At 42.1% G+C, this 19049-nt stretch carries 16 protein-coding genes; 14 read left to right on the top strand and 2 right to left on the bottom strand.

The features are described 5' to 3' along the window. Window positions 1–3: 3 nt before the first annotated feature. The 14 genes from F0145_RS03085 (at window position 4) to F0145_RS03150 (ending at window position 17176) form a co-directional block, all read left to right on the top strand. A complete protein-coding gene (locus F0145_RS03085) occupies window positions 4–1281 on the top strand; it encodes a quinol:cytochrome C oxidoreductase (RefSeq protein ID WP_150086725.1) in 1278 nt (425 codons plus the stop codon). 17 nt (window positions 1282–1298) lie between these two features. Then, the gene (locus F0145_RS03090) at window positions 1299–2360 is read left to right on the top strand and encodes a cytochrome c oxidase subunit II (protein ID WP_150086727.1); all 1062 of its coding nucleotides are present in this window, start codon (window positions 1299–1301) and stop codon (window positions 2358–2360) included. 19 nt (window positions 2361–2379) lie between these two features. After that, on the top strand, window positions 2380–4206 hold the full coding sequence (locus tag F0145_RS03095; protein ID WP_150086729.1) for a cytochrome c oxidase subunit I: 1827 nt from the start codon (window positions 2380–2382) through the stop codon (window positions 4204–4206). Window positions 4207–4220: 14 nt separating this feature from the next. Further along, on the top strand, window positions 4221–5294 hold the full coding sequence (locus F0145_RS03100; RefSeq protein ID WP_150086732.1) for a COX15/CtaA family protein: 1074 nt from the start codon (window positions 4221–4223) through the stop codon (window positions 5292–5294). A gap of 1 nt (window position 5295) precedes the next feature. After that, window positions 5296–6195, top strand: coding sequence for a heme o synthase (cyoE, locus tag F0145_RS03105; RefSeq protein ID WP_150086734.1), 900 nt, complete (start codon window positions 5296–5298; stop codon window positions 6193–6195). Between the two features lie 2 nt (window positions 6196–6197). Then, window positions 6198–6779 (top strand): cytochrome c oxidase subunit 3, encoded by a 582-nt coding sequence (locus tag F0145_RS03110; protein WP_150086736.1) that lies wholly within the window; start codon window positions 6198–6200, stop codon window positions 6777–6779. Window positions 6780–6802: 23 nt separating this feature from the next. Then, on the top strand, window positions 6803–7549 hold the full coding sequence (locus F0145_RS03115; RefSeq protein WP_150086738.1) for a cytochrome c oxidase subunit 3: 747 nt from the start codon (window positions 6803–6805) through the stop codon (window positions 7547–7549). 81 nt (window positions 7550–7630) lie between these two features. After that, window positions 7631–7978 carry a cytochrome C oxidase subunit IV family protein gene (locus tag F0145_RS03120; protein WP_150086740.1) on the top strand — a complete coding sequence of 116 codons (348 nt, stop codon included), beginning with the start codon at window positions 7631–7633 and terminating at the stop codon, window positions 7976–7978. 110 nt (window positions 7979–8088) lie between these two features. Then, window positions 8089–8652, top strand: a complete 564-nt coding sequence (locus F0145_RS03125; protein ID WP_223815783.1) for an SCO family protein — start codon at window positions 8089–8091, stop codon at window positions 8650–8652. Then, window positions 8642–9190 carry a DUF420 domain-containing protein gene (locus tag F0145_RS03130; RefSeq protein WP_150086744.1) on the top strand — a complete coding sequence of 183 codons (549 nt, stop codon included), beginning with the start codon at window positions 8642–8644 and terminating at the stop codon, window positions 9188–9190. Before F0145_RS03125 ends, F0145_RS03130 begins: the two co-directional genes overlap by 11 nt. Before the next feature lie 27 nt (window positions 9191–9217). Then, the gene (locus F0145_RS03135; RefSeq protein WP_150086746.1) at window positions 9218–9463 is read left to right on the top strand and encodes a hypothetical protein; all 246 of its coding nucleotides are present in this window, start codon (window positions 9218–9220) and stop codon (window positions 9461–9463) included. Next, entirely contained in the window at window positions 9463–9849 is a 387-nt protein-coding gene (locus F0145_RS03140; protein WP_223815784.1) for a DUF983 domain-containing protein, read from the top strand. Before F0145_RS03135 ends, F0145_RS03140 begins: the two co-directional genes overlap by 1 nt. A gap of 71 nt (window positions 9850–9920) precedes the next feature. Beyond that, on the top strand, window positions 9921–13616 hold the full coding sequence (locus tag F0145_RS03145; RefSeq protein ID WP_150086748.1) for a sensor histidine kinase: 3696 nt from the start codon (window positions 9921–9923) through the stop codon (window positions 13614–13616). Next, window positions 13613–17176 (top strand): hypothetical protein, encoded by a 3564-nt coding sequence (locus F0145_RS03150; RefSeq protein WP_150086750.1) that lies wholly within the window; start codon window positions 13613–13615, stop codon window positions 17174–17176. The genes F0145_RS03145 and F0145_RS03150 overlap by 4 nt, the downstream gene beginning before the upstream one ends. On the opposite strand, the gene F0145_RS03155 is transcribed toward F0145_RS03150, so the two are convergent. Both F0145_RS03155 and rfaD read right to left on the bottom strand, forming a co-directional pair. Continuing rightward, window positions 17168–17791, bottom strand: a complete 624-nt coding sequence (locus F0145_RS03155) for an SGNH/GDSL hydrolase family protein (protein WP_150086752.1) — start codon at window positions 17789–17791, stop codon at window positions 17168–17170. The two genes, F0145_RS03150 and F0145_RS03155, sit on opposite strands and share 9 nt — an antisense overlap. A gap of 208 nt (window positions 17792–17999) precedes the next feature. Next, window positions 18000–18965, bottom strand: a complete 966-nt coding sequence (gene rfaD, locus F0145_RS03160) for an ADP-glyceromanno-heptose 6-epimerase (protein WP_150086754.1) — start codon at window positions 18963–18965, stop codon at window positions 18000–18002. Window positions 18966–19049: the final 84 nt, after the last annotated feature.

Genomic DNA, 19049 nt, shown 5'->3' on the forward strand with positions numbered 1-19049 from the left:
ATAATGATAGAAGAAAGACTAAGTATCGCTAAGAGAACCAGTAACCGGTTCTTGTTTATGATAGGATTAGGTCTGGTATTTTTAATAGTGGGAATTTTTATTACCATGAACAGTACCGGACATCATGGAGGTGGACACGGCGAAGAGGCTGCTGCCGCCGCCGAAGGTGGTCACCATGCCATTACTTGGGTAAACCGTTTGTTTTCTAACCTGTGGCTTAACAATGTATATTTTATAGGTATAGCCGTAATTGGATTATTTTTCACAGCTGTTCAATATGTGGCTTATGCAGGTTGGTCAGTTCCAATTAAACGCATTCTGGAAGCATTAGCTGCTTATTTACCAATAGGTGGAATATTATTATTAATTATCTTTTTAGTAGGAAAGCACCAGCTATTTCACTGGACCGATGAAACCCTTTATATTAAAGATAATGCTAATTATGACCCTATTCTGGCTGGTAAGCAATCATTTTTAAACCAGCCTTTTTACCTGATCCGAATGGTTGTATTTATTGGTGCCTGGATCTTTTTTGACTGGTGGTTGCGGAAGCAATCCCTTAACGAAGATTTAAATGGTGGTTTAGAATATTACCATAAAAGCATTCGGATTTCAGCAATATTTTTGGTTGTGTTTGGCGTAACTTCTTCCATGTCAGCTTGGGATTGGGTAATGACCATAGACAGCCACTGGTTTAGTACGCTCTTTGCATGGTATGTATTCTCCAGTTGGTTTGTGGCTGGTTTGGCTGCTACCACGTTAACGGCTATCTACCTGAAGCAAGCAGGCTACCTTAAAGTTTTAAATGCGAACCATTTACATGATTTAGGTAAGTTTATCTTTGGTTTCAGTATTTTCTGGACTTACCTGTGGTTCTCGCAGTTTATGCTTTACTGGTATGCGAACTTACCCGAAGAAGTAGTTTATTTCCAGGAACGTTTCCATGGTTACGATGGGCATTATGCCTGGATTATCTTTGGTATTCTGTTTTTAAACTTTGCTTTCCCGTTCTTAGTGTTAATGACCCGCGATGCCAAGCGTCAAATGATTATGTTAAAAATTGTTTGTATTGTAGTATTGTTTGGTCACTGGTTAGATTTTTATCAAATGATTATGCCGGGTACGTTAAGAGGAGAAAGCGGTTTTGGATTTATAGAATTAGGTGCGCTCCTGTTATTCTTAGGCGTGTTCTTAACGGTGTTTACGCGTCGGTTGGCCAGTGCTTCGCTGGTGCCAGTAAATCATCCATTCCTGGAAGAAGCTGTCCATCATCACGTTTAATCTGAATTTAAAAAATAATGATCACAATCGCTATATTACTTGTACTTGCCCTTCTGGCTGTTGTTCTTTATTTACTTTTCCGGTTACAGATTTTAAGCTCTGTTTTCCGGGGAACCTATGCCAAAAGAGCCAGCACCAGCAACCGCGTTAATGCAACTTTTTTCCTGGCCTTTTTAATAATCGGCGGCATAGCCTTTTTCTGGTCCTTCGCAGATTCTATGGAGGATTTCATGATACCGGTTGCTTCCGTACATGCTGTCTGGATCGAAAGTATGTTCTGGACCACCATGGCTATTCTGGGGATTGTTTTCGTATTAACCCACATTTTGCTGTTTTGGTATTCTTACCGGTATCAATATAGTGCCGATAAAAAAGCTTACTACTATCCGCATAATAATAAACTGGAAGTAATCTGGACCATAATTCCGGCTGTGGTAATGGCATTATTAGTTTTTTCGGGCTGGAAAGCCTGGACTAAAATAACCAATCCAGCACCGGCAGATGCAGTTGTGGTAGAAATAGTTGGTAAGCAGTTTAACTGGTTATACCGCTATCCAGGTAAAGACAACATTTTAGGCGTGGCTAAACATACCTTAATAGATGCTACGAACGAAATGGGAATTGATTTATCGGACCCGAAAGCATTAGATGATATATATTTTGGTGCCGGCGACATTCATATTCCAAAAGGAAGACCGGTATTATTCCGCATTCGTTCACGTGATGTAACCCACGATGTTTATCAGCCTAATTTCCGGATTCAGATGCACGCGGTTCCTGGTATGCCCACAAAATTCTGGTTTGTACCAACTAAAACAACCGCTGAAATGGCTACCGAAACGGGTAACCCGGATTTTAAGTATGAAATTGTATGTAACCAAATTTGTGGACGGGGCCATTTTGCCATGCGCGCTACCTTAGTAGTAGATGAGCCGGAAGATTATGAGAAATGGTTAGCTGAACAAAAAACCTTTGCCGAACAGAATCCGGATTTGTTAGCAAAAATGCAAGCCAAAACTACTCCTGTGGTAACAGTAGAGAAAAAAGCAGAACCGGTAAAAGAAAAAGCAGCTTTATAATAAATTAATAACCGATATTATGGCAAGTACCGATATATCTTTACATAAAGATGTGCACCACGACCACGAGGCGCACGATGATCATGATCACCACGATCAGCATTTTATTTTCAAATATATTTTTAGCCAGGACCATAAAGTTATTGCGAAGCAATTCTTAATAACTGGTATTATCTGGGCATTTATTGGTGGCGCACTTTCCAGTATTTTCCGGATACAATTGGGCTGGCCGCAGGCAACATTGGAGTGGTTGGAGCCAATATTGGGTAAATGGGTAGAAGGTGGCAAACTTAACCCGGAGTTTTACCTGGGTCTGGTTACCATGCACGGTACCATCATGGTATTCTTCGTGTTAACAGCCGGCTTAAGCGGTACCTTTAGTAACTTCTTAATTCCGCTGCAGATTGGTGCCCGCGACATGGCCTCCGGGTTCCTGAACATGCTTTCTTACTGGTTCTTCTTTTTATCCAGTATTGTTATGTTCTTATCATTATTTCTCGAAACAGGTCCTGCTTCGGCCGGGTGGACGATTTATCCGCCACTAAGTGCGTTGCCGCAAGCTATTCCGGGTTCCGGTGCCGGTATGACTATGTGGATTGTAGCCATGGCCTTGTTTATTGTGTCTTCGCTATTAGGAAGTATTAATTACATTACTACGGTAATCAACCTGCGTACGCCAGGAATGTCTATGACAAAACTGCCATTAACCATTTGGGCATTTTTCCTGACGGCTATTTTGGGGGTATTATCTTTCCCGGTATTATTTTCTTGCGTGTTGCTGCTTATTTTCGACCGCAGCTTTGGTACCAGTTTCTACTTATCAGAAATATATGTTGCCGGCGAAGCTTTAGCCAACGTAGGTGGTAGCCCAATTTTGTTCCAGCACTTATTCTGGTTCTTAGGTCACCCGGAAGTATACATCGTAATTTTACCAGGTTTTGGTATTGTTTCGGAAATTATTGCTACAAATGCCCGTAAGCCAATTTTTGGTTACCGTGCTATGATTGGTTCCATGTTAGGAATTTCCTTGCTCTCTTTTATTGTATGGGCACACCACATGTTCGTGTCGGGTATGAATCCATTCCTGGGTTCTGTGTTTATGTTCCTGACGTTAATTATTGCGGTACCATCGGCGGTAAAAGTATTTAACTGGATAGCTACTTTATGGCGGGGTAATATTGTGTTTACCGTTCCAATGTTGTTCTCCATTGGTTTTGTATCGCTCTTTATCTCGGGAGGTTTAACGGGAATTATTTTGGGTAACTCCGCTTTAGATATTCAGGTGCACAATACTTATTTCGTAGTGGCCCACTTCCACTTAGTAATGGGTTCATCCGCGTTCTTTGGTATGTTTGCCGGAGTTTACCATTGGTTCCCTAAAATGTTTGGCCGTATGATGGACGAGAAATTAGGTTACGTTCACTTTTGGTTAACTTTCATAGGCGTTTACATGGTATTCATGCCAATGCACTACGTAGGTATTGCTGGTTTCCCTCGTCGTTACTATTCCTGGACTAGCTTCGATTTATTTCAAAGCTTCGCAAATATTAACATGTACATTAGCTTGGCGGCTATCATTGCCTGGTTAGCGCAGTTTATATTTGCCTTCAACTTTATTTACAGCATATTCCGGGGCCGAAGAGCTTCTGCTAATCCATGGCGTTCTAACACCTTAGAATGGACTACACCAGTGCTTCCAGGACACGGTAACTGGCCAGGTCCAATTCCGGTAGTTTATCGTTGGCCTTATGATTACAGCAAGCCAGGTGCCGAAGAAGATTTTATTCCACAACATATTCCTTACTCACAAACGCAGTCATCCAATCTGCCGCATGACAAGGATTAGGTAAAGCAAACTGAATGACAAATAAATCTTTTAGTACTAAAAGATTTAGAAATATAGGAGTACTAACTATTGCTTCTGTATATTTTTTAATCTTGGTAGGAGGAATTGTGCGCAGTACAGGTTCTGGCATGGGATGTCCGGATTGGCCTAAGTGCTTTGGAAGCTGGGTTCCTCCTACCAGTATTGAAGAGTTGCCGGATAATTACTTAGAAGTTTACCGGGATAAAAGAATCCAAAAAAATCAAAAAGTAGCCGGGTACTTAAGTAATTTAGGTTTTGAAGAAGTTGCAACCCAATTGCTTCAACATCCAACCGCTTACCTGGAAACTGAATTTAATGTACAGAAAACCTGGATTGAATACCTGAACCGGGTTGTAGGTGTGTTAATCGGATTTTTAATTATTCTGACGCTGCTTTATTCTTTTACTTATTACCGCACAGACAAAGCAATTGTTTATTTATCTGTTATTTCTTTTCTGCTGGTAATTTTTCAAGGATGGTTAGGTTCGCTGGTAGTTTCTACTAATCTGTTGCCGGTAATGATTACCATTCATATGGCGTTGGCTTTGGTAATGGTAGCAGTGCTAATATATGCGGTGGCCCGTTCGCAGTACCAAGTATTACAGCAGCGCATGTTCTTTTTTTCCCGGAAAATATATCTGCTCCTCTGGCTGGTCATTATTATTACTTTCGGTCAAACGTTGTTGGGTACCCAGGTTCGGGAAATGATCGACCTCATTGCGTTTAATTTTAATTACCTGAACCGCGAGCAATGGATTAGCCAACTGGATGTTTCTTTTTATATCCACCGCTCTTTTTCTTGGGTATTATTGTTAATCAATCTTTATTTAACCTTTCTTTTATTTCGGTTAAAAGATGGCTTAATAAATAAGTTATTAATGGCCTTGCTATTTTTCTTAGGGGCAGAAATATTGATTGGGGTAATAATGGCGAATTGGGCTATTCCAGCTTTTTTACAGCCATTGCACCTGGTAATTGCTACTTTAATTTTTGGAGTGCAATTTTATTTATTGATAATTTATGGTTATGCTACCCGTTTTAAGAAGGTAGCCCAAATAGTTGTGTGAGATGATAGTAGAAGAGGTAGAACATAGGTTGGCCAGCAATCTGGCCTTCAGCAGTAAGGTAAAATATTATTTCCAGTTATTAAAATTCCGGCTCTCGCTAACGGTAGCTTTTTCTAGTGCAGTTGGGTACATGCTGGGTAATCGCGATTTTATTTGGTTTGAGCCCCTGTTAGTAATGTTGGGGGGATTATTGGTAACAGGTTCAGCCAATATTATTAATCAAATATTTGAGAAAGATTTAGATATACTAATGAAGCGGACAAGTAACCGGCCTTTACCAAAAGGCTTTGTTACCATAACCGAATCGGCCGTTTATTCTATTATTTTGGGAATAACCGGCTTAGCTTTGCTGGGGCTGTACTTTAACATAATGGCGGCTGCCCTGTCTTTAATCTCCTTAATAATTTACGGTTTTATCTATACCCCACTTAAGCGTATATCGCCTATCTGCGTGTTAGTAGGAGCGATTCCGGGTGGTTTACCGCCCATGATTGGTTATATAGCTGCTACTGGTACTTTTGGTATGGAGGCCGGCATTTTGTTTGGTATTCAGTTTATCTGGCAATTTCCACATTTCTGGGCTATTGCCTGGGTACTAGACGATGACTACAAAAAGGCTGGTTTTCGGATGCTGCCCATGGAAGGCGGTAAAAACCTGAAAACTGCAGTACAAATAATGATGTATACCTTATTGTTAATCCCGTTAGGCATGTTGCCTTTGCAATTTGGTATGGCCGGTAATACATCAGCTGTTATTGCAGTTATATGCGGGGTATTATTTTTAATGCAAACATTTTACCTCATGCATACATGTTCTAAAAAGGCGGCCATGAGTATTATGTTTGGTTCTTTTTTGTATTTACCTATTGTTCAAATTGCGTTTGTTTTAGATAAAGTTTAGATATGGTTGGTGCGATTGTTCAGAAACAAACTTCTTCCGGCGTACATCCGCTGAAGTTTGCCTTATGGCTTATTATCATAAGTATTATTATGATGTTTGCCGCCTTTACCAGTGCCTATATTGTTCGGAAAGAAGAAGGAAACTGGTTAGAATTTGATTTGCCCAATAACTTGGTAATTAATACGGGTTTATTGGTTTTAAGTAGTGTTTTTATGCAGTTGGCTTATTTTGCAGCTAAAAAAGATAATTTAAACCAGCTTAAAATTTACCTGGTTTTAACTTTGGCTTTAGGCACAGCTTTCTTAATTGGGCAGTGGGAAGCCTGGGGCGATTTGGTAAACCGTAAAGTTTTCTTTGGTGGTTCTGATGCTAACCCATCGGGGTCTTTCTTGTATGTCTTAACCGGCGTACACGGTTTTCACTTAATAACCGGTTTAATATTTATTTTAATTGTGTTAATTTCGGGCTTCCGATTTAAAGTACATTCTAAAAATTTGCTGCGCATAGAACTTTGCACTATTTACTGGCACTTTTTAGGCGGACTTTGGGTATACCTATATTTATTCTTAACGCTGAATCATTAAATAAACTCTACTTTCAATAAACTATGTCAACAACAACAACCTTGGAGCAGCCAAAAACCGGAACCTGGGATGGTGGCAATGAACCAATGAAGGCGTCTTATGGAAAACTAATGATGTGGTTTTTCCTGCTTTCAGATACCTTTACTTTTGCAGCTTTCCTAACAACCTACGGTTTAATTCGTCACCGGCATAATCCATACATCGGTACGGCCGAAGATTTTACTTTTTCAACCGCTTACTGGCCTATTCCGGAAAAGGTATTTAATGCTTTCCCTGGTTTCCACGGAGTTGATTTGCCATTGGCTTTCGTAGCCTTAATGACGATGATTCTGATTCTTTCTTCTGTAACCATGGTACTGGCTGTGGAAGCCGGGCATCGTATGGATAAGCAAGATGTACAAAAATGGTTGCTTTGGACAATATTGTTTGGTAGTACGTTTGTGGCTTGCCAGGCTTGGGAGTGGGCTCACTTTATTACTGGTTCGGATGTAGGCATGTTGATGCCCGATGGTACACGTTTCTTTGGCGCTAACTTAGCCCAAAACGAATACGGGCCGGTATTATTTGCCGATTTGTTTTTCTTTATAACCGGTTTCCACGGAACGCACGTATTTAGTGGTATTGTATTGCTCATTATTATGTTTGTTAATACCGTAAATGGTACTTACCAGCGCCGGGGCCATTACGAAATGGTAGAAAAAGTAGGTTTATACTGGCACTTTGTAGACCTGGTTTGGGTATTCGTGTTTACCTTCTTTTACCTGGTATAATTTAAAAATATATGAAGGGTTTAAACGAGGCTTGATGTTTTGTTTAAACCCTAATGTTAAACCTTTATTATTTAAAATATTATGGCTAGCCATTCGCACCACGCGCACGATGAACAATTAAACGGCGAAATACCAAAGCCGCAAACCAAAGGCATCTGGCGGGTTTTTGTAATTCTTTGCGTTCTTACCGCAATTGAATTTGCCTTTGCTTTCTTTATGGAGCCAGGTACCGCCCGGAATGTAATATTTATTGTTTTAACCATATTTAAAGCTTTCTTCATTGTGGCTGAATTCATGCACTTAAAGCACGAAACCAAAAGCCTTATCTGGTCAGTTTTAATACCTACAGCACTTTTAGTTTGGTTAATTATTGCCTTAGTAACCGAAGGATCTTACTACGGTGAATCGGTGTTTAGTTATTTTAAATAAATATGTCCCCTAAAAAGGTACTGTTGCTTGGAGTTCTTTTAATAGTACCTGTGCTGGTATATTTGTTCTTAAAGGTTTTTGGTACCAACCATTATACTTTAAGAACATATATGCCTGCCATAGAAGATACCGGCGAGCCCGTAATGCAAAATGGTGATACTGTTTTTCATAAGATTCCGGATTTTTCTTTAACTGCGCAAACCGGCAAAACCGTTTCGCAGCAAAATTTACAAGGCAAAATATATGTAGCCAATTTCTTTTTTGCTTCCTGTAAAGATGTTTGTAAAGAAATGTCTTCTAACTTACAACAGGTACAAGAAGCTTTTATAAAAGAACCAAACGTAAAAATTGTTTCGTATACCGTAGATCCCGAGCGTGATTCGGTAGCTGTTTTAAGTAAATATGCCGAAACATACGGGGCTAATCCGGATAAATGGTATTTACTAACCGGGCCTAAAAGCCAGATTTACCAATTAGCCCAGGAAGGCTTTAAATTGCCGGCCATGCAGGCACCCTCGCTTATTCCGGATTTTATTCACAGCGAAAAGCTTTTACTCATTGATGAAGAAAAGCACGTGCGGGGAATCTACAATGGCACCGATGAAGAAGATGTTGAACGGTTAATTACCGAAATAAAGGTTTTATTGCAGGAGCGTAAGCAACATGTCAACTAAAGCAGTTAATGCCAACGATACTAAATATTTAATTCTGATTGCGGTACTTTCGGTAGCAGTGCCGCTGTTGGTTGCTTTGTTGTTGTTTGTGCCCCAAACCGGCAAGTTAGGCGATGTAGATGTTACTTTCTTACCCAAATTACACGCGCTGCTTAATTCTTTAACCGCCATTGCTTTACTTACCGGCTTCCGGTTTATCAAAAAAGGCAATATTCGTTATCACCGCTTTTCCATGACAACGGCCTTTGTGTTGTCGGCATTTTTCTTAATTTCTTACGTAACGTATCATTACCAGGCAGCGCCTACGAGCTATGGCGGCGAAGGTATTATGCGCACCATTTATTACTTTGTGTTAATTACACACATTATTCTGGCTGCCATAATCGTTCCTTTTGTGTTGCTATCGGTGTATTTTGCTATTAGTAACCAAATAGCGCGGCATCGCAAAATTTCGCGCTGGACTTTTCCGTTATGGTTTTACGTAGCGGTTACCGGCGTTTTAGTTTATTTTATGATTGCTCCGTATTATAGTTCATAAAAAAGTAAGTAGAGGAGGGTTGTTCACATGAAAGCTATAAAATTTTATATTTCTTTAATTGCTTTATCGTTGGTTTTAAGCTTTGCGGGTTCAGAAGCGCAGGCCCAATGTGCCATGTGCCGGGCATCTGTAGAATCTAACCAGAGCGGCGATAACAAATTAGCTAACTTGGGGCGTGGCCTGAATAAAGGTATTTTGTACCTGATGGCTATTCCTTATATTTTGGTAGGGACCGTTGGTTTTCTTTACTACCGGAACAACCGCAAAAAGTAATGAGCCACCGCTCAACATTAAACGCAATTCTAAGTTGTAAATGCCCGCGTTGCCACCGCGGCAACATGTTTACCCATTCGGCTTTTAACCTGCGCAAGTTCGACAGTATGTACGAATATTGCCCCGTTTGTAAATTCCGGTTCGAAGTGGAACTAGGTTTCTATTGGGGTGCCATGTACATCAGCTATGCTTTTTCGGTGGTGAATGTGGTTATAGTGGGGGTAAGTTTGTTTTATTTAGCCGGCGATCCGCCTCTATGGGTTTATGGCTCGGTTATTACAGCAGTTACTATACTTTTAACTACCTTTTTATTCCGGTACGCCCGGGTAGTAATGCTTTATCTGTTTGGTAGTGTGCGTTACGATGCTACCTACAACCAGCCTTAAGCCATATGAATTTTATTCCAAAAAACTGTTTTGCACGATTTTTGACTAATTTCGGGTAAAATACAATTCCTTTGAAACTTAAATACGCCTCTTATAAATTTTTACTGGCAGCGCTGCTTTGTTTTGTAGTGGCCGCCGGATTAAATATTTATAGTTATATCTTAAACCCTACCGAGAGGCAGAACTATGCAGAAGTAAATAGCAACGTAGAAGATGCTGTGCGTAAAGCAAACCGCGATATGAACCGGGTAAAACCCTTTTTATCGGGCGATACGCTTAATTTTCATGAGTTGCTCAACAATAAGCCTTACTACGCTACCTTTATTTTTAAGAATGGCCAAGCCGTTTTCTGGACCGACCACACCTTGGTAGTAGATTTTATTCCGCAGGTGTTACCTAATGAAGTAAGGGTGGCCGAAAATAAATTTGGCAAATACCTGGTATCCGGCACCACCTATAAAAATTATCATATTCAGGTTTATATTCCGCTCGAAAAGCAATACGGCATCAGCAACCGTTATCTGGAATCGGGTTTAAACGATGAAATATTCGGTAACCGCAAAATACGGGTAGTTTTTGACCCCAGAGGTAATTATCCGAAGGTTGTTTATGGGCAGCAATATTTGTTTTCGATGCAACCCTCCGACGAAAATACTGCCCGTACCATTAGCCAGTTGGCTATTGCTTTAATTTGCTTAGGGGTAATATTTTTGGTGTGGGCGCTTGTTCAGGTAAGTAAGGCGTACTTAAAGTATAAAAACCAGTATTGGCGGAGTTTGCTTTTGCTGTTTGTGCCCTTGCTGTCTATACGGCTAATATTGCTTTATTTTAATTTCCCTTTTGCAGTGTGGGAATTGGAGGCGTTTAACCCGCGCTTATTTGCGGCTTCGGACTGGTCGCCGTCTATCGGCGATTTGCTCTTAAACGCCATAATGCTTTTAATATTTACTTTGCACTTAAACCAGGTATTGCGAAAAAATAGAATTAAAGCATTTCTGGGTAAAGTTTCGGAAGGTGCGCATTTCTGGATAAAGATTGGCTGTACTGTAGGCTTTTACGCTTTGCTGCTGTGGTTGTATTCTATTTATTATACTACTTTCAGTAATTCGGCGCTGGTAATGGATATTACCCAAAGCATGCAATTTTCGGTGTACGAATTGCTGCTTTATGCCGCCTTTGTGGCTTTTACCGTTATATTTTTGGTGTTGTCGCACCTGCTGATGCAAATATTTTACCAGGTACAGGGCAGCAGGCAAAATCCTTATTTATTGGGCGGGGTGGCCTTAGTAGCCGGTATATTTCTGGTAAGCGGGTTTATAAACGATCGCGTTTCTGTAATTCTATTGGGCATCAGCTTATTTTTTTACCTGGCTATTTTGTTTAGTCAGTTCCGGAAAAATATTTCTTCTAACCCGTTTCAGCATTATTTATTTATATTCTGGATTATTAGCATTAGCGCGCTAACGGGTAGTTTAGCCATGTACCAATATTACCACCAGCAGCTAATAGGCCAGAAGCAACGCTTTGCCCGCGATATTTTACTCGAACGCGATATTCAGGGCGAATTAATTCTGGAAGATATTAGCCGGTTAATTCAGCGCGACAAAATTATTAAGAGCAAGCTCACCAGCCCATTTGCCAACAAAGATTTTGTGCGCGTTAAAATTCAGAAATATTACTTGCGCGATTATTTTGATAAGTACGAAAGTGCAGTTAAAATATTTGACGCAAATAATATGGCTTCGGATGTAGTGGGTAATCAATATTCGCTGAATGATTACCGCAAAAGCTACCTGCGGGAGGCGGTTAAAACCGAACATCCGGGCTTGTATTTAATTAAACCCGGACCAGTACCGTTTTCGCGGCGCTACGTAAAATTTATTTCGGTAATTGGGCGGGATGGCAGCCGGGCTACCATTGCTCTGGAATTGAGCCAAACCAAGCAGTTGCCTTACAGCGTTATTCCCGAATTATTAGTAGACCAGCGTAACTTCGAGCCGCTTTACAGCCGCTCGTTCGGGTATGTTTTGTACCAGAACAACCTGATTCAGCATACCGAAGGTAATTTTGGCGACATGCATTATTTTACGCCGAAGTTTTTACAAGATCCCCGGTTATATCAGCAAGGCGTACGGTTGCAGGGCCGGCACCATTGGGGTTTTATAAGCGGTAACCGGCGCATAGTTATTACAACAGAGCAATATTCGCTGCGCGATGTGCTTTCCAATTTTTCTTTCTTGTTTCTGGTACATACGTTTGTTTTCCTGCTGTATGTATTTTCGTTTTTATTGCTAAAAGGTGGGGTGCAAAAAGCTTTGAATACCGCCTTTAGTACCAAAATTCAGCTCTTTTTAAATTTTGGGGTGCTTATTCCGTTGCTGGTAGTGAGTGTGGCTACGGGTAGTTTGGTAACGGCCTCTTACAAAAAAGATTTACACGAAACTTACCAGAATCGGGGTAAAATGGTGCAGCAAAGCATTTTAAATTCGTGGTCGTGGCCTACTTACCAAATTAATCGCGACGCCTTGCGCGAAGAAGTAAGTTCCATTGCCGAATTAGCCGAAGCCGATATTGATATTTACGATGCGCAAGGCCGTTTAATTACGTCTAGTCAGCCTTTAATATTCGAAACAGGTTTGCTGTCGAAATTAATTAACCCGGAAGCTTTTGCCGATATCAAGGAAAATTATACCCCGCGCATTTTGCTGAAAGAAAAAACGGGCAATTTAACGTTTAATGCTTTGTACATGCCTTTGCCTTCTTTGCATAAAGCAGGCGGAATAGATGGCTTTATTGGTATTCCGTTTTTCGATTCGGAAAAAGAATTGGATATGAAACTGATTCAGTTGCTCACCACCATCATGAATATTTTTGTGGGCATGTTTATCGTGTTTATGTTAATCACCAACTGGGCTTCCCGTGCCTTAACGGTACCCTTAAAACTGGTAACCCAAAAATTAAAACAAACCACTTTAACCGGCAAAAACGAAGAACTGGTTTACGAATCGGCGGATGAGATTGGTTTATTGGTAAGCGAGTATAACCAGATGCTGCGCAAGCTCGATGAAAATAAAAAAGAACTGGCCATGCGCGAAAAAGAAGCGGCCTGGCGCGAAATGGCCCGGCAGGTGGCGCACGAAATAAAAAATCCGCTCACGCCTATGAAGCTATCGCTGCAATATTTGCAGAAAGCCATTGCCGAAAAGCGCGATAACCTGGATGTGCTCATCAACAAAATATCAGGAACCTTAATTACCCAGATCGAAATATTAAGCGATATTGCTACCTCGTTCTCTAATTTTACTGCTCTGCCTGATTTAAAATTAGAACGTATAAACTTAACTATCATATTAAAGCAAAGCCTGGATTTGCACAGTAACCCCGGTGCCTTAACCATTCGGAGCCAATTTGAAGAAGGGAATTTTGAAGTAATAGCCGACGAGAATATTCTGATGCGCACTTTCAATAATTTAATGATAAACGCCTTGCAGGCTATACCAGCGGGCCGCCACCCGGAAATTTGCGTATCTTTAAAGCAAAGAGACGATAAAGCCCTGATTAGCTTCCACGATAATGGCACCGGCATACCCGCTGATATTCAGCATAAAATATTTGTGCCGAACTTTAGTACCAAATTTACCGGTTCGGGAATTGGGTTAGCCGTAGCTAAAAAAGGCATTGAAACCGCCGGTGGCCGCATATGGTTCGAAACGCAGGAAGGAGAGGGCACTACCTTTTACATTGAATTACCATTAGCACAGGAATGAGGATTTGGCTGGTTATAAGTTTTCTGGTATGCTTTTTAAGCTTTCCGGCCTTTTCACAAACTTCGAGTAAACGCTGCCAGTGGCTAAAACTAACCAATAAGCCAGTTTTATTAGATTCGCTTACCATTGTGCCGGGTTCTATTACGTTTAGTAAAGGCAAATATCCGGGCTTAGGGTATACGTACAACCCCAACACCAATTTATTTTCCTTTACCAACGTACCCGTTCCGCAGCCGATTATTATAACGCTCGATTCGCTGCCGGTGCAACCAACAGATTCCCTAAAATCAGCTATTGCTTTCACAGATTCTGTTAGCAGCCCCATAACAAGAGCACTGCCTGCTGAGCCTGACTCAATATTAGTATGTTACCGGGTATTATCGCTGAATTTGGCCTTGGCCCGTTACAAGCGCAAACTCACGGCCGCAGATTCGGTGCGGCTGCCGGGCGTATATTATACCGAGAGTTTAGGGCAGAAAGAAGAATTATTTAGTACGCCCGGCTTAAATAAAACCGGTACGGTTACCCGCGGTATATCTTTCGGCAATAAGCAAAACGTTTTTGTAAACTCGGCTTTAAACCTGCAACTCGAAGGCAAATTATCCGATGAAATAAGCATGGTAGCGGCTATTACCGACCAGAATATTCCGTTTCAGCCTGAGGGGAATACGCAGCAGTTACAGGAGTTTGACAAAGTATTTATTACGCTGCAACACCGGCTTTGGAATATTACCGGCGGCGATGTGGTTTTAAAAAACAAGCCAACGCATTTTCTGCGGTTTTACAAAAATGTGCAGGGCGGTGTGCTGGAAGTAAACCGAAAGCAGGGTACAAAGAATGCTTCGAGTACCACCATTGCGGCTTCGGTGGCCAAAGGTAAATTTGCTTCTATTGCCATCACGCCCCAGGAAGGCGTGCAAGGTCCTTACCGGGTACCCGGCCCCAATAACGAAAAATTTATCATTATTCTGGCTAACTCGGAACGGGTATATTTAGACGGGCAGTTGCTAACACGCGGTTTTGATTTTGATTACGTGATAGATTACAACCAGGCCGAAATTACTTTTACCACCCGCCGCTTGATTACCCGTTATTCCCGCATTCGGGTTGATTTTGAATATTCCGAACGTAATTACAACCGCTCGGTGTACCATGCCAGCCACTACCAGGATTTAAATAAACTGCACCTGAACTTTAATATTTACAACGAAGGCGACAACCAGAATAATTTACTAACCCTGAACCTGACCGACCAGGAGAAATTATTGCTGCAAAATATTGGCGATAGCCTGAACCAGGCTTTTACGCCCGGCGCCGAAATAACCAACTTCGACCCGGAGCTTATTTTGTACAAAGACTCTACTGTTTTGGTAAACGGGCAACCCGTAAATATTTATGTGTATACCCGCGAGCCGGATTTGAATCGTTACTACACCGTGCGTTTTACCGATGTTGGAACAAACCGGGGCGATTACGTGCCGGCGGGCAGCACGGTAAATGGCCGTACCTTTCGGTTTGTGCCCCCGGTAAACGGCATACGGCAGGGTAGTTATGCGCCGGTCCGTATTTTGCCAACCCCACAAAAAAAGCAATTAGCTACCGTAGGTGGTAATTACCAGGTAGACAACCAGACCAATATTTTCTTCGAAACGGCCGCCAGCCAATACGACGTGAATAAATTTTCGGAGAAGGATAGCCGCGACGACAACGGCAAAGCCCTGCGAGTAGGTTATGCCATTGAAGATAAGCCGGTAGCTTTACTCGGCGATTACAAGCTCCGGAGTGCTTTAAGTTACGAATACACCGATGCTAATTTTCAGCCCATCGACCGCTTTCGCGATATTGAATTTAACCGCAACTGGAGTTTGCCCATTAACACCGAAACCAGGGTGAACGATAATATTTTTAACTTTACAGTAGGGGCACACAAAAATATTAGTAACCTGGTTAATTACCGTTTTATTAGGCGGTTCCGGCAAAACGAAGTAGCGGGCGGCCAGCATTATTTAGATTTTGCGCGGCAAATTCGGGGTTTAAACCTACGTAGTGATTTCTTTTTACTGGAAGCTACTGCTCGTTCTGGGCAGTCGGATTGGGTACGGGGCAATATTGATGTGAATTACCCAGCCTTTAAAATAATTCCGGGTTATACGTATCGCTTCGATAAAAACCGAGTGAATTCTATTACCAGACCCGATTCTGTTTTGCAGTCGGCGATGTATTTTGATGAGCACACGTTTTACATTCGCAGCCAGGATACGGCTACTACCAAGTTTAGCCTGGATTATGCTTACCGCCAGGACCGCCGTCCCGAGGAAGGTCGTTTGGGGGAACGCAACACGGCGCATACTTACCGCGGCATGCTGCAAACCAAAATTGGTACTTCCCAGGATTTAAACGTGCTGCTGACTTACCGGCAAGTAGATAACAAAGACAGCCTGAACGAATCGGCCATTTTATCGACGGTAAACTGGCTGGGCGATTTCCTGGATAAGCACTTGCGCTCGGAGCTGAGTTATACCGTAGCCACCGGGCAAGAAGCCCGCCGCCGTTACGAATTTGTGCAGGTTGGGCCGGGGCAAGGTACGCATTACCTGATAGAAGGCGGCAATCCGCAGGAATTAAACGATTATTTTGAAGCCCAGGTACCCGATGCCCGCTACCGCACGCACATTAAAGTATTTCTGCCCACCGACGAATATATCCGGGCGTATTCGAACCAATTAAACTATCGTTTAAACAGTGCTATGCCCCGTAATTGGCGCGGTAAATCGGCTATCCAGAATTTTGCTTCCCGCCTGTCAGCCGTAACTTATATCAACATCAACAAGAAAACCACCGATGATGATGTATGGCACCGGTTTAACCCTTTCAGCTTAAATATTGAAGATAGCTTGCTGGTTTCGCTGGCTAATACTTTCCGGAATACCGTTTTTTATAACCGCAGCGACCCAACCTTTGGCCTGGAATATACCTTGCAGCAAAATCAGCAGAAAATATTACTAACCAATGGTACCGATGTGCGCAATATTGCTACCCAAACCGTAATTGCCCGGTATAATTTAAATAAAACTTTCAGTACCAAATTTAATATTAGCCAGTTTACCCGCGAAAGTTTATCGAATTATTTAAGCACCAAAAATTTCCGGATTGTGGGTTACGAGTTTTCGCCGGAGCTGAGTTACCAACCCACTAGCGCTACACGTTTAACGGGTACTTATTTGTATACCAATAAGCAAAATTTAATGAACCAATCGGAAACCCAGGAAAAAGGAATATTTCATGAGTTGGGGCTGGAAACCCGAATTAGCCAGGTAAGCAAACGCACCCTGACCGGCACGCTAAAATATATAAACGTACATTACCAAGGCAACGAAAATTCCGCAATTGGCTACGAAATGCTGAACGCTTTGCGCCCCGGCAACAACTTAACCTGGAATTTTATTTTGCAACAACGCCTGGCTAACGGCCTGAATATTTCTATGAATTACGATGGCCGCAAACCCAACGGCCAGGAAGTATTGCACATGGGCCGGATGCAGGTTTCGGTATTATTTTAAAATATTTTCAGCCACCGGAAAAACCAGTTGGGCCCATTCCTGGTACATTTTACCCGAAAAATGCAGCTTATCTTCGGCTACGTAAGTTGGGTCGTTGAGAGCTTTCCGCGACATACCGGTAACATCCAGAAAAGTAATTCCAACTTTATTTGTTTCGTCGCGGGCAACGGCGTTAAAAGCATCAATTTCGGCGGCAATCTTCGCGCGGTCCTGGCCTGCGGCAAATGGGGTTACGCCCCAATCCGGAATAGATAAAACAATAACCCGGCGCGCATCATTTCTGCCATTACGAATAGCGGTTTGCAGCAATTGCCGGAATTCTTCGCGGTAGGTTTCTATGGGCTGGCCGCGGTATTGGTTATTAACGCCAATCAGCAAGGTAACCAAATCGTAGCTTTGCTGCTGAAAAGTTTTATCAACAGCTTCAATCAGTTCGCCGGTAGTCCAGCCGGTTTTAGCAATGGTAAATGGGTTGCGAATATCATAACCTTTGGTCCGGAGCATTTGGGCCAATTGCACACTCCAGCGTTCGTCTTCGCTAACACTTTCGCCAATGGTGTAAGAATCGCCGAGGGCTAAATAGTGGTATTGGCGGCGGGCTTCGGGTGCCGGCATAGGCTTGGTGTTACAGGCAGTTAAGAAAAAAAATAGTAATAATATTGGAACAAAGAAAGAACGCAACATACTCGTATACTTAAAAGCTTCTACTACCTTTAAGTATACTCGTTAGCCGGTAATTTGGATTGCGACTAGAAGCCGGTTTTTAGTAATAAATTGTAAAATATGTATTTACCGATTTTCTATCCGTATATAAAATTATATTTTAGTAATATTTATTTGGAATGAGGTATTCCTGCACATAATCCTGGATGCCTTCTTCCAAAGAATAAAAAGGTTTGGTATAGCCAATCCGGCGCAGTTTATCCATGGTAGCCTGGGTAAAATATTGGTAATTTTCGCGGATATCGGAAGGCGTATCTTTAAAATCGATATTTACTTCCCGACCAATTGCCTCGAAGGTATTAAAAGCTAAATCCAGGAAAGTGCGGGCCTGGCCGGAGCCTACGTTGTAAATGCCGCTGTTTTGCCGGTGGTGCATCAGGAACATACAAATTTCCACCACATCTTTTACGTAAATAAAATCGCGCTTCTGCTCACCGTCGGCGTATTCGGGGTTGTGCGAGCGGAAAAGCTCCAGCCGGCCGCGTTCGGAAATTTGCCGGAAAGCGTGCAACACCACCGATGCCATGCGGCCCTTGTGGTATTCGTTAGGACCGTACACATTAAAAAACTTAAGGCCGGCCCAGAAAAATGGTTTGGCCGTTTGTTGCAGCGCCCATTTATCAAAATCATTTTTCGAATCGCCGTAAGGATTCAGCGGGTTTAACAATGATATAATATTTTCGTCATCGTCGTAGCCCAATTTGCCGGCGCCGTAAGTAGCCGCCGAAGAAGCGTAAACCAGCGGAATCTGGTACTCGCAGCAGGCCAGCCATACTTTTTTAGAATATTCTAGGTTTAACAAGTTAAAAATAGCCGGGTCAAACTCCGTTGTATCGGTGCGGGCACCCAAATGAAAAATAAACTCTACTTCTTCGTAGTTCTTATCCAGCCATTCCGGAAATTCCATACGGTCTACGTACAGCTTTACTTTTTTACCTTGCAGGTTGGGCTCTTTCCGGGCTACCGTAAAATTATCGACGGCAATAATATCGTTAAAATTATCGGCATTTAAGCGGGAAACAAGGCACGAACCTATAAAGCCAGCGGCACCGGTTACTACTATCATAGGGGTTGTTGTGTAAGGCGATCTAAATAATTCGGCTAAATTTACGAAAAAAACAGTAGGGCCTTTTACGCAAAATAAATTGCT

The sequence above is a fragment of the Adhaeribacter rhizoryzae genome (assembly GCF_008629685.1).
Classification (GTDB): domain Bacteria; phylum Bacteroidota; class Bacteroidia; order Cytophagales; family Hymenobacteraceae; genus Adhaeribacter; species Adhaeribacter rhizoryzae.